This window comes from Pseudodesulfovibrio profundus (assembly GCF_900217235.1).
GTDB classification, from domain to species: Bacteria; Desulfobacterota; Desulfovibrionia; order Desulfovibrionales; family Desulfovibrionaceae; genus Pseudodesulfovibrio; species Pseudodesulfovibrio profundus.
Genome location: NZ_LT907975.1, coordinates 1923963 through 1936661, shown reverse-complemented (window position 1 = coordinate 1936661; position 12699 = coordinate 1923963). Strand labels below are relative to the sequence as shown.

Here is a 12699-nt window from a genome sequence, read left to right as displayed (position 1 = left end):
TGACTTGGAGACGTTGTGAATAGGTTAGACCATTGTATCGAAGTGTTGTCCGTAGAGAAACGGAAGTTGAACCTTCGCGAAATTGCCCAAATTCTCGTCGCAAGGTATCCCGCTGTTTATGGTGGCCTGGATTTGGAGGATTTGGGGAAGAAGGTCGGCCAATCCATCAGCAATCATATTCGTAGCGCCAAAAGAAAAGCCAAGATTTCCAAAGTTCCCAATGGCAAAGGCGGGCACCTCTCCGGCGTGTACAAAGCAAAGCAGAAACGGAAAAAGACAGCATCAGAAAAATTTCCACAGGTTTCGAATTTATATACCGGTAAGGCTGGAGAGTATGGGTTGTTAAGCGAACTCCTGTTTCGAGGGTACAACGCTTCAATCATGACGGTTGATGAAGGAATTGACGTCGTTGCATCCAAGGGAAACAAGTATTTTCATATCCAGGTGAAGACGGCAAATTGCAACAAACACGGAAAGTTTCAATTCACAATCCAAGCAAAGAGCTACAAATCGAATAATGCCTCAACAACATTTTATGTATTTATTACTAGGCGACTCATCGTCGGGGCGTGGAGAAGCGACTATATAGTATTTCAAAGTGGAGAGATCGCAAAACTTATTGCAACTGGTGTTGTCGCATCCGGCAAGCAACATTCGTTTTTGGTGCAGTATGATGGCAGCAAGTGTTTATTGAATAACGGAAAGGACATAACATATCATTTGAATAATTTTGACCCCATGAAATAGTTGTGTGGAGAGCCTGTTAGCATAATCCCAATCCGTTTCGAGATATCTTGACTTAACGGTTGGCAGCCTCTAAAAAATGTCTGTAGAAAATGAATTCTCGGGAATGAAAATTTAACCGATTGAGGACCGATATGCAGAAGAAGAATGATGACCACATGGAAAAATTCGGGTTTGCCATCGTTTCCGACGAAGACGGCATGGACAGCGTCGCCTACACGGCCTCCTGTTCCGGCAGCCGCTCCGATTGCTGCACCAGGACCTGCTCTGCGGATGCGAATTTCGTGGAGAACACCGAGGCCTGGGAACAGTATCTGGCGGTCAAGGGCGGTCAGGTTCAATATTAGCAGGCGAAGCCCCAATGACACAGCTGTCGGAAGCCTCCGCCCCGGAACTGCGAGACGGGGTGGAGGTTTTTCTTTATCCTCAAAAGGAAGGGATCTGCCCAGTTCTCTTCCTTTTTTTGTCCAACCGGAGGCGGTTGCGCATTGAGTGTAAACCCGCCTTTGCGGCCCTGCTCAAGGAATTGTCCAAGCCGCAGCCCTTGACGGATTCCCTGAGCCATTCCGGGCTGGTCATGGACGAAGAAACCGAGGCCTTTCTCTCCTTTCTTGATACTGAAGGAATCGTGACCTTGTCCGATCCGCTCGAAACCGACCTGTTGCCGGTCGAGTATGTGGAACAATACAAGCGCCAGTTGTATTTCCTGCTGGATATCCTCAAGTCGCCGCAGAAGGCTCATGAAGTCCAAAAACGGATTTTCGACGCCCGGATAACGGTTTTCGGCCTGGGGGCCATGGGCAGCGGCATCCTGCAGCAACTCAGCATGATGGGGTTCAGGCGTTTCACCCTCATCGACTATGTCGATGTCGAGGAGAGCGACATTGCCCGGACGCCGTATCGGATCGCCACACAGGTCGGCATCCCCAAGACGGAGGCCGCTAAGGCGCTGGTTGAGGATTTTGCCTTTGAACCCCAAGTCGAGTTGCGCAATGCCACCCTCAGGACGCACACCGATCTCGACGAGTTGGTCCGGGGAACCTCGCTCATCGTCAACACCACCGATCAACCCTACGTCGGCTACACCAATATCAAGCTTTCGCGGTATGCCCTGCAGCATGACATACCCGTGTTGGCGGCCGGAGGGTTCGATGCCCATCTCGCCTCCCTGGGCGAGTTGCTGATCCCCCATGTGACGCCGTGCGCGGATTGCTACGCCACGTTTTTTCATGAGAGCCTGAAGGATTGGAAGCCCATTCCCCATCCGGTCAAGGAGCGCGAAGGCTGGTTCGGCGGGTTGGGCGGCCTGTCCACGTTCAGCGCCTCCACGGCAGCGCTGGATATCCTGGGCTACTTCATGAACCCGGAAGACCGAAAGGCGGCTCCCGGCGGGCGGGGCGAATTCCTTTTCCATGACTACAGCCTCGACACCTTCGTCGTCGAAAGGGACAAGGAGTGCCAGTCCTGCGGGGAGGGGCGCAAATGAGCCGCTACAGCGAGGAGCGCTTCCGCCTCCGCCCATCGGTTTCGTTCGTGCCCATGCCGCAGGAGAGGACGTACCAGTTTTTTGTCTCGGACATCCGGCAGAGTTTCAACTTGGCCTTTGCCGATGAGGATTACGTCAGGATTCTTTCCAATCTGGATGGGAGCCTGCCGTATGACAAGCTGGCGGGAACCTACGCCCTCACTGACCGGCAGTGTGTCGGGCTGGAGCGGCTTTTCGACGTCCTGATCGAGCGTTGCGCCCTGGAAGATGTGCAGGTAGTGGCGTCCCGCGAATCCGACCCGTTCCGGAGGGTGAAGACGTTCATCGGTTCCTATGTCCCGTATTACGATGTGGAATCCGCCTGGCAGCGGTTAACGGAAAGCCAGGCGGTGGTGATCGGGGCCGGGGGCGTGGGGAGCTGGGTCGTCTCCCTACTGGCCCAGATGGGGATCAAGCACTTCACGTTGCTCGATGACGACGTGGTGAAGCCGCACAACCTGAACCGCTCCCTGTTCACCAAGGGAGATGTGGGCAGCCTCAAGACCCTGGCTCTCGAAGGGATGCTCAACTCGCGCCGGGAGGAGTATTACACGGTCCGGGCCATTGAAGAGAAGCTGGAGAGTTCGGAACGGCTGATCGCGTTGTTGAAGGACGGCTTGAGGTCGCAGACGGTCCTGATCAACTGCGCGGATTTTCCTTCGGTGGGCCACACCTCGGCGATCATCAATGAGGCGGCCTTTGCGCTCGATCTGCCCTACATCATTGCCGGCGGCTACAACATGCACCTCAGCCTGGTGGGGCCGACGATCATCCCCGGCAAGACGCCGTGCTTCCACTGCATCTCGCACGGCATGGACCAGCTTAAGGTGGCTGAGATCGAAGGTGCGGAGCGCATCGTCAAGGAGCACCGCAACCTCGGCAACCTGGCCCCGCTTGCGGCGATCTCCGCATCTTTTGTGGCCAACGAGTGTCTGAAGCTGTTGCTGGGGCTGCCGAACCTGAAGCCGACCATGATCGGCAAACGCGGCGAATTCAATTTTTTTACGAAGAAGTTGGTGCTGGAAGAGTATTGCGTGTGGGATGAGTGTCCATATTGCAGCGGGAGGAACCTATCGTGAGATTTATATGGAATTGTATCGTTGCGATCGTGAGATTTTTAGGCTGGGTGATAGCCGCCCTCTCTGTATTGGGATTCGTATACCTTCTTATGGTTACTTTGCGCGGACAATCTTGCAGCATTTTGCATGAAATAATTGGGATTGCACCTGTTGCGCCAGTGATGGCTGATACTGCAAAAGACTCTTTTGGGTTATATAGAGATTTTGTGACTACGGTTACAGGGATGCTTGCTTTGGTTGTAGGTGCCATCGGTGTTGGATCATATATTTCGAGACCTCTGCACGGCAAACCCCACACTTTTACTCTTTAACTATTTGATTTATTATGCTATTATTTCTCCATCCAAAGGAGGAAGGCATGGCTATTCGGCAGAAAGGACCTCGGTTGGGTGATTACTTCCTGGGGCACCGCAGAACCAAGACCACATTTCTGGATGAGATCAACGAACTCATCGACTGGCAGCCCATCAACGCCTTTCTGTGCAAGAAGATCAGGCGCAAGGCCAACGCCGTGGGCAATCCCGCCTATCCGCCTCTGGCGATGTTCAAGATTCTGCTCTTGCAGCGTTGGTACAACCTGAGTGATCCGGGCGTGGAGCAGGCGCTGCTCGACCGGCTCTCCTTTGTCAGATTTACCGGTTTTTCCATCGAGGACGACGTGCCGGACGAGACCACCATATGCCGTTTCCGTAACGGTTTGATCCGCCTGAAGGTGCTGGACTCCTTGCTCGACATGCTTAACCGCCAGCTTGAAGGACAAGGGCTTCTTGTCCGTGAGGGAGCCGTGGTGGACGCCTCGGTAGTCGAGTCGCAGCGGCGGCCGCGCAAGGTTATCGACGTGATGCCTGAGGACCGTTCCGAGGACGCCGAAGAACAGGATGGGCCGGTGGACTGCCGGGTCAGCTATTCGGATGACGAGGAGGCGGCCTGGCTCCGCAAGAGAAATCGGGCCTATTACGGCTACAAGCTCCATGCCGCGACGGACAGTCGAGACGGGTTTCTGCTCTGTGGTCACATCACTCCCGCGAACCATTCGGACACGGGCGAATTCGAGCGGCTCGTGAATGGCGTCGGCCTTGATCCCGGCGCACGGGTTTATGCGGACAAGGGCTATTGCAGCGGGAAGAACCGGGACATTCTGTTTGATCGCGATTTGGAGGACGGAACCATGGACAAGACGCCTCGTGGCGGCAGGCTGACAGACTTCGAAAAGACCCGCAACCGTGACATCAGCAGCATTCGGCAAATAGTCGAGCGGGCCTTCGGCACACTCAAACGTGGCTACGCATTCTTTCGGTCCCGATACGTGGGTCGTGAGAAGGTGGAGGGAGAGTTCCACATCCTCGCCATGGCGTTCAATTTGAAAAAAGCTGTTCGACTGGCGCGAGCCTGAAGGGAGAGGTGCGTCCAAAATCCGGCATTTCGGCCAGAAATGGCAGGAAAAGGCCGGGAATGAGCCCAAGCTGGGGTGCGGTCAGAACATCAAATTGGGTGCGGAGCGCAAGGCACGGACGCGAAAAGGGGATGCGCAGAGGTCTCTCTTTAGTGCCGATTTTTGAAATTAGAGATAAGGATATGTCAGCCTTTTTGTCCCAAATGTTTTTACCAATTCTTTTGGCGTGGCTGAGTAAGTTCTGTTTCTCGTCTGAAGATGTTGTTGAATCGCTATCTTCGAGGTCTATGATCTCAGCACAGAAATCTATAAATGGGTCTTTGCTGTAATCTGCCTTCCAAGCATTGTAATAGATTGAAGGGTAATCTTCGCCTAGCTCTGAGATGCACTGATTGACAAAAGTTGTTTTGCCTGTCCCCCAAGGCGAGTTGAGGGCAATGACAAATGAATGGGATAATCCTTTGACGAATGGGATGAATATATCAAGAGTCTCAGATCGTTTGATCTCTTCTTTGTCAGAGATAATAACCTTTAATGGTGCTTCAGACATCTTGTCTCCTTAGTTTTTTGTGGTCTAATGCAATAGAATTCTAGTGCAAATTAACAGCACTTTGCATTTGTGTCTACTAATCTATATAGAATCAAAACTTGAGAGAGCTTCAGTCAGAGTAGCGGGGATTGAACAATGCTGTTTCTCTAGAGTTATAAAAACCACTTCTACTGATTTGCGTCTGGTCAAGGGAACCATTCATGCTCAAGAACTTCCTTCGCGCCGTGACACCATCAAAAAACAAAGGCGTCAGAGAAGTTACCCTGACGCCTTTAATTGTAGTCCCTAATCCGAAAGACTTGATCTCAAGCACAGCATTCATTGCATGCCATGTTTACGTTAAAGGAACAGTCCTACGTATCGTTCTTGTGGTACCGTGTTTGCTTGTCCTCGTCCGCATCGCACTCCCTTCGCGAGAGCCTTTGGGAGTTGTTCGGGAGAGAAGTGCCGTAAAACTCCTTGGGGAAGGGTGGTTTGCTGTCCTTTTTGGGAGGCCCGACAAAGGGCTTCATTAATTCTTGTAATTCGTGTCTTTTCATATCCTGTCCTGTTGGAATCATTGGCAACGAGACTCATTGATGTGGTTTTTCGGCAGGCGTATCGCTTAGGGCTTACGGGCGACACGTAAGTAGGATTTGACTGAGCGGACTCCCTTCACGGACTTGGCGTGAACAATGGACTTGCTTATCTGTGCCTGGGAGCCGACAAGGCCAAGCAGTACGACGTTGCATTGGACAACCTTAACCTCAACATTGGTCGACCATATCTCGTCGTCGCTGATCAGCGCTTTCTTGATGTTGGCGAGAATGCCCAGGCTGTCGGAGGTTCCACAGGTTGGGTCTTCCTTGGCAGGCATAAGGTGTGTAGTGATCCCTGTTACGCCTTCCACGCTTTTGGCTATTGAAACCGCTTTGGAGCGTTGGACAGAGGTTTCGTACTCGCCCACAAGGTAGACATGCCCGATGAATGTATATGGCTCAATGCTCAACACGGACATGTCGTCGTCATCAAGATACCGTTTCATGATGGTGCCGGAAATATTGGCATCTGCGGTTTGCTGGCTCAGGCTCCTCTCATCCATTGCGGCTTTGTAGATTGTCCCACATCCAGCCATTACCATGGCCAATAGGGTCATCAACAACACTTTGCTTACGAATCGAGACATGCTGTCCTCCTGGTTGAAAATGCATATGCCAAAAGCAAATGAGTTTTCGATTGATTTCTGCCTGCACTGTTTTAAAAGCATGGATTCCAAATTAAACTGTAGATGGCGGATTGCAGTGCGTCAATACGTCCATGAACAATGATGCGGTCCCTGAAGTGAATTGCCATAGCTTGTGGAAGCGACCAAAGGCGAAGTAAACGGTTTTATACATCACCGGGAATGTGATAGGGTGTATACATTCAATGGTACTATCTGTTTGTGACTATGCAGGCAGTTTGGTTTTGAATGGCGGTAAAAAAGGATCAACTTGTATGAAAAGAGTATTCGTGTGTTTTCTTGTCGCATGTTTTTGTTTGGGACTTGTTGGCTGTGCCAATCTGCAAACGAATGAGGAACGAGGCACGGCATATGGCGCCGGGGCAGGAGCGGCAACAGGCGCTGTTCTTGGGCAGGCCATCGGGAAAAATACGCAGTCTACACTGATCGGAGCCGGAATCGGTGCGCTCATAGGCGGACTCGCCGGTAACCAGATCGGTCAATATATGGATAGGCAGGAGCAGGAACTCCGACAGGCACTTGCTGCTTCTGAAGCCGCAAGCATCAGAAGGGAAGAAGATATACTGCGCGCCACCTTCAAGGGCGAGGCCTACTTCGATTTTGACAAAAGTGATCTCAAGCCTGCGGCGGTCATGGAATTGCGGAGAATCTCGGAGATCCTGAACAAGTATCCCCACACCATCATGGAAGTAGCCGGGCACACCGACACACAAGGATCGGCCGAATACAATCAGCGTCTTTCCGAAAGAAGGGCGGAGGCCGTCAAGGCCGAGCTTATTCGTAATGGGGTGATGCCTCAGAGGATTACTGCCGTCGGATATGGCGAGTCGCGCCCCATCTCCTCGTCGGATTCCATGAACAGGCGTGTGGAGATCATTATTCTTCCAATACGAAATGGATGATGAACACATCAGTATAAGCAAAGCCACCTACAACAGTAGGTGGCTTTTTGTGTTTAGCTAATTGGTTGCTGATGGCGCTCTCTAGGTCAATAGATGGAACACTTTGGTAGGTGGCAAAAAGCCATGCAGTGTCAAAGTGTTGTAAAGTAGGAAAACAACTGCTTGTTTTTTGAGCTGCATGCAACTATAGGGATGATACGTATTAAAAGAATCCGATGCAGGCGGATATATGAAGATTATATTCTTGTTAGCGAACAGGCTGACTTTAAGTATTCTATGTGGGTTTGTTCTTTTGTTTGGCGCCTCAGCCCATGCGCATGATGTAAATATCAAGAAGGTCGTCACCACCAGTCCCTCCTGGGATACGTTCACCAATCGGGATGGCACCGGTCTCTACCATGAAATAATGCAAAAAGTGTTTTCCCTCCACGGGATAACCGTTGAACACCTGTACTCGAAATCCGGCCGGTCGGAAAAGTTGGTTGCCGACAATCAGGCCGACATCATGATGTGTGATGACAAGCCGTATCCTTCCCTGGTTATGGGGCGATACCCCATGTACCAGAACGATTTTTATGTCTTTTACAAAAAAGAACGCATTGGTCCCTGGCGTGGCGTGGAAACGCTGCGGGACAGGGAAGTGCTGAGTCAGGCCACGTATTACGATCATGAGAATTTTAATGTCCCCGTGACTGTGAAGGATGTTCAGACAGGGGAGCAGGCATTGAAGATAATTGTCTGGGATCGGTCGGATTTTTACGTTGATGACATGACGCTCATCAGGCAGTCCATGAAGAGTAGTACAATATCATTTCAGCCAGAAGAGTACGCTATCAACAAGGTGGGCAGTCGCTCTTACTTCCCTTTGTTCAATACTTCTGCTCGGGGCAAGCGCCTGCAGGAAGTGTATGCTAAAGGCATATACACCCTTCACAAACGAGGGGAGCTCAAGCCCATCTACGATAAGTGGGGGTACAAATATCCCGACTTTGAAGCTTTTTGATTTTTACGATACATGGTGGCCCTGATCGTTGATTTGTAGTAGTATATCATTAATAGCTGTAAGAAATTGAAGGATGATTAGATGAAATTCTGGAAAAAAATATTGGTAGTTTCCTGCCTGTTGGCCATGATGCTTCCTGCTTTTGGTTGTCAGGAAGAAGGCCCCATGGAAAAGGCTGGCAAACAAATTGATGAAGCTGCTGAAGAAGCAACTGATGCAGCCAAGAAAATGTTCAATTAATGAACAGCATACAATCGCATCGCAATCGCAAGACCTGCCACTCGGCAGGTCTTTTTTTTATCGTTACAACATCTTTTTCCTGATGAAATAAATGAACATGGAAATTCCGAGCACTGCCATGACCGCTATGCAGATGAAGTAGCCGTATCGCCATTGCAACTCGGGCATGTATTGGAAGTTCATGCCATATATGCCGGCTATGAAGGTCAGTGGAATGAATATGGTCGCTATGATGGTGAGAAACTGCATCACGCTGTTGGTACGGATGCCGATCAGCGAAATCTGATAGTCGATCATGGATTTGAGTATGTCATGCAGGGCCACAGTGCCTTCTACGGCCTGCATATGATGGTCTGCGACATCTCGGAGATACGCCAGAGTTATCTCGTTTGTTTCCGATTCTTCCGCCAATAACTTTTTGAAGATGTCCTGCACGGGGACGAGTGTGTTGCGGAGCAGAATGGTTTCGCGTTTGATTCGGTACAACTGGTTGAGCAGGTCGTCGGTTGTCTTTTCCAGAAGGTCGGCTTCGAGTCGCTCGGCAGCCTCTCCGAGTTTACCAAGTGCTGAAAGATGCTTGTCGACTATGGCATCAAGAATGGCTGTCACCAGATAGGTGGTGCCGCCTTTGCGGATGCGTCCTTTGCCTTTGCGTATACGGCTGAGAATGCCATCGAACATGTCTGTCTGATTTTCCGAAAAGACAATGACAAAATCATCACGCCAGAACAGGCTTACCTGCTCATTGTGAAGTTCATCGTCTTCGATACTCACGTTCTTGACCACGATAAAACCGGTTTCGTCATCCAGCCAGTCCTGCTTGGGGCGCTGGCCGGTATTCATGACATCCTCCAGTGCAAGGGGAGGGAACTGGAATGCGTGTCCGAACTCCTTGATCAAGGCCGGTTTATGCACGCCCTGCACGTGGATAAAGAGCGTTCGTCCTGGCTGGGTCTCGATATCTTCCGTATTTTCTATCGACAGTTCCACCATACCCTGCTCATCATAGGCATAGCCGGATATACTTGGAGAAAAGTTTTTTTCCTCTCCAGCATATATCAATGTTCCCGGAGGAACGTCCCGTTTGAAACCTGTCCATTGTAGAAAGTCGAACATGGCTACCTTCCGTATTTTGGAATAACTTCTTGATTCAAAATCAAAATATATTGATGATATCATCTTGTCCACGCAAGAATCTCCGGAGTGACCATGCAAGAACTACTGGCTAATCCATATTTTGTTAAAGCGTTGAAGAGCGTCATCGTCGTGGTGATCGTTTTCTTGCTCAGTCGAGTGGCCATGCTGCTTACCCGTAAAAGGGGAAAGCGGACTTCCGAAGCGCCTTTCATCATCAAATATACCGGTTTTTTCCTTTTCGGCGTTTCCATGATCATCATCTGGCTGGAAGGGATCGGGCCGATGTTGACGGCCTTGACCATTGTCGCGGCTGCCCTGACCATTGTTTCCAAAGAGATGATTCTGAATTTCCTTGGTTCGTTTGTCATTTTCTGGCGTGAACTGTTTGCCATTGGCGACAGGGTGCAGATGAACGATCACACTGGAGATGTGATTGATAAGGGATTGTTTTATTTCACGCTCCTTGAGTCGGGGAGTGCCGCTTCCACCGGGCACAGCACCGGAAGGCTCATCAAAATACCCAACTCCCTTGTCATGACGGTGCCTATCATCAATGCCACGCGCGGGTCTGGTTACGTCTGGAACGAGGTAAAATTCCTGGTGACGCGCAAGTCCGACTGGGAAAAGGGCAGGGAACGCCTGCTGGCAATCGTTGAAGAGTACCTCGAAAGCAGCCGTGTCGATCTTGAGCGGGTAAAGGCCACGTTTGAGCAGAAAAACGTGTATTTTACCACTCTCCGCCCCAAGGTGTATATAGGTGTCGAATCAGGAAATATTCTTCTGACCGTTCGATACATCTGCCGTTCACGCCTCATACGCGAGAGTGAAGACTATATCACTGTGCGTTTCCTTCGTTGTCACGAGGAAGGCATTATCCAGTTGGCCGATACAATCGCATAGAAAATAATCGTCAATCATGCGCTGACAATGTGTAATGATTTCGATACAGTGGTCCCCGTTTTGACCAACGCAGGAAGGATAGGCTGGGCGTTGTCCGAAAGAGTACGGACAGTTGGCGCCGTTTCGGTGACAGTATAGTAGCCAAAGGGTACACTATGAATATTGGTATGGACTTGGACCTGATTTTTTATGTCATCGGCATTTCCGCTGTCGCTCTGTTCGCTTTTTGGTGGCTCTATCACCGCGTTTCTTCCTTGAAAAGTCAGCGTGTTGACCGCATAAAAAACATGTTCCACGATCCGGAAACCATGGCGGCCATGCCGACGGATGTTCTGACCGCATCTGAGGAACGACAAGAGAAAAAGAAAATAGTGAAAGGGGTCAAAACCCGATTCACCATCATTCAGCGTACACTGTTCTTCTGCATTCTCTTCATCTGGTTGTTTGCCATAACCGCACCCTTCATTGGCAGCATTCCAAGCACCATGCTTTCGATTCTGATCGCCATTACCACTGCGGTCGTTGGTATTGCTGCGCGACCTCTTGTCGAGAACATGATCTCCGGCATCGTCATCAGCTTCTCAAAACAACTGCGCGTCGGTGATACCCTCTCCATGGATCAGCAGTATGGGACTGTCGAGGATATTTCCATTACCCATACAAAGATCAAAACCTGGGACTGGAAACGGTATGTCATCCCCAACAGTCGAATGCTCAACAAGGAGTTCGTCAACCTGACGCTCAATGACTCCCTGCTGTGGGCCTACCTGGAATTTCATGTTTCCTACGATGCGGACCTCGATGAGGTGATGGAAGTGGCGCTGGAAGTAGCCGAGACCAGCGAGTACCGCATCAATCAGGAACCGGCACAGTTCTGGGTCATGCGTATGGAAAAAGAGAGTGTTGTCTGCTGGCTTGCAGCTTGGGCGGAATCTCCGGCCGAGGCGTGGAACCTGAAAAGCGATATGGCTATCAGCCTCATAAAGATGCTTCGCGAGCGGGGCATACCTGCCCACACCTCCTACGTTGACCTGAAAGGAAAGCTGTCTTCTTCGCCTGTTTGATCAGGGGGTGGGTGACGTCGTCGTGATGTAGGGGGTGATGATGGCCTCAATCGTGCCGTCGGCCCACATCCTGCCGAGTTCCTTGTCGAGGCGTTCAAGCATATTTTGCAATGCCGGAGTCACTTCCCTTGAGCGAGGAATTGCAAGGTAGGCGCCCCTGTTGGCCCGAACCAGAAGCGGACTGCTTCTGATTTGGTCCAGAACCCCTCTTTTACGCGCATAGTACAGCACGGAAACCCTGTTGCTGATCAGATATCCATTCGGGGATTCCAACAGCCGTGACAGGCCGTCCTCTGTGTCTCGAGCGTACGTTGGCCTGATCCTGTTTGTCTTCACAGCCTCGTCAAATGCATCACTGATGGAAAAACCCGCTGCAATGAATACGGTTTGGCCGAACAAGTCATCCAACTGGTTGTAGTTCTTGAGGGATGATCGGTTCATGAAAACAGCCAGGTCGCTGATATGAACCGGGTTGCTGGAGAACAGGGCATAGGCTTCTCGTTCCTCATTGCGGAAGACGGAAAACGTACCGTCTGTCTCCCCATTGCTCAACATCATCATGGCCCGCTTCCACGGGTAGGCTTCAATGACAACATTGATTCCGGCACGTGTGGCTGCCTCGCGGATGATATCAATATCAATTCCCTGAACTTCGTCATTGATCAGTTCACTATAAGGAGGGAAGTTTGCATCTGTGCTCAGATGGAACGGTTCTTCGGCCAGCGCATAAGTAACGCTTAGCAGTATGGCTATAATGGCCAGGACAGTCCGCATGAAAGCCTCCCCGTGATCTGAGTCGAAACGTGCTTCCAACATACCTCAAAAAAGCGCTTGGGTCATGTTTTTCGTTTTTACTCGATACAAATGGTTTTTTTCGCTGGAAGAGAGGGGGCGTAAAGTTATTGTAAAATAACTATTTCGAGCAGTTGTAATTTGTGAA

General features: G+C 50.6%; 15 protein-coding genes. 11 read left to right on the top strand and 4 right to left on the bottom strand.

Annotated elements, in window-relative coordinates; translation table 11 throughout:
- Positions 1-15: 15 nt before the first annotated feature.
- From DPRO_RS09195 to DPRO_RS09170, 6 genes are all read left to right on the top strand, one after another.
- On the top strand, positions 16-747 hold the full coding sequence (locus tag DPRO_RS09195) for a hypothetical protein (protein ID WP_097011773.1): 732 nt from the start codon (positions 16-18) through the stop codon (positions 745-747).
- A 131-nt stretch (positions 748-878) separates the two neighbouring features.
- Positions 879-1091: a hypothetical protein gene (locus tag DPRO_RS09190; RefSeq protein WP_197706505.1), complete on the top strand. Its 213-nt coding sequence runs from the start codon at positions 879-881 to the stop codon at positions 1089-1091.
- Positions 1092-1225: 134 nt separating this feature from the next.
- Positions 1226-2230: a ThiF family adenylyltransferase gene (locus DPRO_RS09185; protein ID WP_157917412.1), complete on the top strand. Its 1005-nt coding sequence runs from the start codon at positions 1226-1228 to the stop codon at positions 2228-2230.
- Positions 2227-3348, top strand: a complete 1122-nt coding sequence (locus tag DPRO_RS09180; protein WP_097011771.1) for a HesA/MoeB/ThiF family protein — start codon at positions 2227-2229, stop codon at positions 3346-3348. The genes DPRO_RS09185 and DPRO_RS09180 overlap by 4 nt, the downstream gene beginning before the upstream one ends.
- Positions 3345-3659: a hypothetical protein gene (locus DPRO_RS09175; protein ID WP_097011770.1), complete on the top strand. Its 315-nt coding sequence runs from the start codon at positions 3345-3347 to the stop codon at positions 3657-3659. The genes DPRO_RS09180 and DPRO_RS09175 overlap by 4 nt, the downstream gene beginning before the upstream one ends.
- Positions 3660-3673: 14 nt before the next feature.
- Positions 3674-4741 carry an IS5 family transposase gene (locus DPRO_RS09170; RefSeq protein WP_097010253.1) on the top strand — a complete coding sequence of 356 codons (1068 nt, stop codon included), beginning with the start codon at positions 3674-3676 and terminating at the stop codon, positions 4739-4741.
- Here the strand turns inward: DPRO_RS09170 and DPRO_RS09165 are convergent.
- Entirely contained in the window at positions 4704-5291 is a 588-nt protein-coding gene (locus tag DPRO_RS09165; RefSeq protein ID WP_097011769.1) for a P-loop NTPase fold protein, read from the bottom strand. The two genes, DPRO_RS09170 and DPRO_RS09165, sit on opposite strands and share 38 nt — an antisense overlap.
- Before the next feature lie 604 nt (positions 5292-5895).
- Complete coding sequence (locus DPRO_RS09155; RefSeq protein ID WP_097011767.1) at positions 5896-6456, bottom strand: BON domain-containing protein; 561 nt, start codon at positions 6454-6456, stop codon at positions 5896-5898.
- Between the two features lie 311 nt (positions 6457-6767).
- Here DPRO_RS09155 and DPRO_RS09150 point away from each other — a divergent pair, with 311 nt between their 5' ends.
- The 3 genes from DPRO_RS09150 (at position 6768) to DPRO_RS20315 (ending at position 8658) form a co-directional block, all read left to right on the top strand.
- Positions 6768-7415 (top strand): OmpA family protein, encoded by a 648-nt coding sequence (locus DPRO_RS09150; protein ID WP_097011766.1) that lies wholly within the window; start codon positions 6768-6770, stop codon positions 7413-7415.
- Positions 7416-7644: 229 nt separating this feature from the next.
- Positions 7645-8418, top strand: coding sequence for an ABC transporter substrate-binding protein (locus DPRO_RS09145; RefSeq protein ID WP_157917411.1), 774 nt, complete (start codon positions 7645-7647; stop codon positions 8416-8418).
- A gap of 81 nt (positions 8419-8499) precedes the next feature.
- The gene (locus tag DPRO_RS20315) at positions 8500-8658 is read left to right on the top strand and encodes a hypothetical protein (protein WP_173806776.1); all 159 of its coding nucleotides are present in this window, start codon (positions 8500-8502) and stop codon (positions 8656-8658) included.
- A 63-nt stretch (positions 8659-8721) separates the two neighbouring features.
- Here the strand turns inward: DPRO_RS20315 and corA are convergent, their stop codons facing one another.
- Positions 8722-9774 (bottom strand): magnesium/cobalt transporter CorA, encoded by a 1053-nt coding sequence (gene corA / locus DPRO_RS09140; RefSeq protein ID WP_097013699.1) that lies wholly within the window; start codon positions 9772-9774, stop codon positions 8722-8724.
- 93 nt (positions 9775-9867) lie between these two features.
- Between corA and DPRO_RS09135 the strand changes: the two genes are divergently transcribed.
- Together DPRO_RS09135 and DPRO_RS09130 are read left to right on the top strand one after the other, a co-directional pair.
- On the top strand, positions 9868-10695 hold the full coding sequence (locus DPRO_RS09135) for a mechanosensitive ion channel family protein (protein ID WP_097011764.1): 828 nt from the start codon (positions 9868-9870) through the stop codon (positions 10693-10695).
- A 155-nt stretch (positions 10696-10850) separates the two neighbouring features.
- The gene (locus tag DPRO_RS09130; RefSeq protein WP_232005762.1) at positions 10851-11759 is read left to right on the top strand and encodes a mechanosensitive ion channel family protein; all 909 of its coding nucleotides are present in this window, start codon (positions 10851-10853) and stop codon (positions 11757-11759) included.
- On the opposite strand, the gene DPRO_RS09125 is transcribed toward DPRO_RS09130, so the two are convergent.
- Complete coding sequence (locus tag DPRO_RS09125; protein ID WP_157917410.1) at positions 11760-12533, bottom strand: substrate-binding periplasmic protein; 774 nt, start codon at positions 12531-12533, stop codon at positions 11760-11762.
- Positions 12534-12699 lie beyond the last annotated feature (166 nt).

What these genes read in the sequence shown, in the direction of transcription:
- DPRO_RS09155 (WP_097011767.1), bottom strand. Translation starts at nt 6,456, where the DNA reads ATGTCTCGATTCGTAAGCAAAGTGTTGTTGATGACCCTATTGGCCATG.
- DPRO_RS09190 (WP_197706505.1), top strand. Translation starts at nt 879, where the DNA reads ATGCAGAAGAAGAATGATGACCACATGGAAAAATTCGGGTTTGCCATC.
- DPRO_RS09180 (WP_097011771.1), top strand. Translation starts at nt 2,227, where the DNA reads ATGAGCCGCTACAGCGAGGAGCGCTTCCGCCTCCGCCCATCGGTTTCG.
- DPRO_RS09145 (WP_157917411.1), top strand. Translation starts at nt 7,645, where the DNA reads ATGAAGATTATATTCTTGTTAGCGAACAGGCTGACTTTAAGTATTCTA.
- DPRO_RS09170 (WP_097010253.1), top strand. Translation starts at nt 3,674, where the DNA reads ATGCTATTATTTCTCCATCCAAAGGAGGAAGGCATGGCTATTCGGCAG.
- corA (WP_097013699.1), bottom strand. Translation starts at nt 9,774, where the DNA reads ATGTTCGACTTTCTACAATGGACAGGTTTCAAACGGGACGTTCCTCCG.
- DPRO_RS09150 (WP_097011766.1), top strand. Translation starts at nt 6,768, where the DNA reads ATGAAAAGAGTATTCGTGTGTTTTCTTGTCGCATGTTTTTGTTTGGGA.
- DPRO_RS09125 (WP_157917410.1), bottom strand. Translation starts at nt 12,533, where the DNA reads ATGCGGACTGTCCTGGCCATTATAGCCATACTGCTAAGCGTTACTTAT.
- DPRO_RS09135 (WP_097011764.1), top strand. Translation starts at nt 9,868, where the DNA reads ATGCAAGAACTACTGGCTAATCCATATTTTGTTAAAGCGTTGAAGAGC.
- DPRO_RS09165 (WP_097011769.1), bottom strand. Translation starts at nt 5,291, where the DNA reads ATGTCTGAAGCACCATTAAAGGTTATTATCTCTGACAAAGAAGAGATC.
- DPRO_RS09130 (WP_232005762.1), top strand. Translation starts at nt 10,851, where the DNA reads ATGAATATTGGTATGGACTTGGACCTGATTTTTTATGTCATCGGCATT.
- DPRO_RS20315 (WP_173806776.1), top strand. Translation starts at nt 8,500, where the DNA reads ATGAAATTCTGGAAAAAAATATTGGTAGTTTCCTGCCTGTTGGCCATG.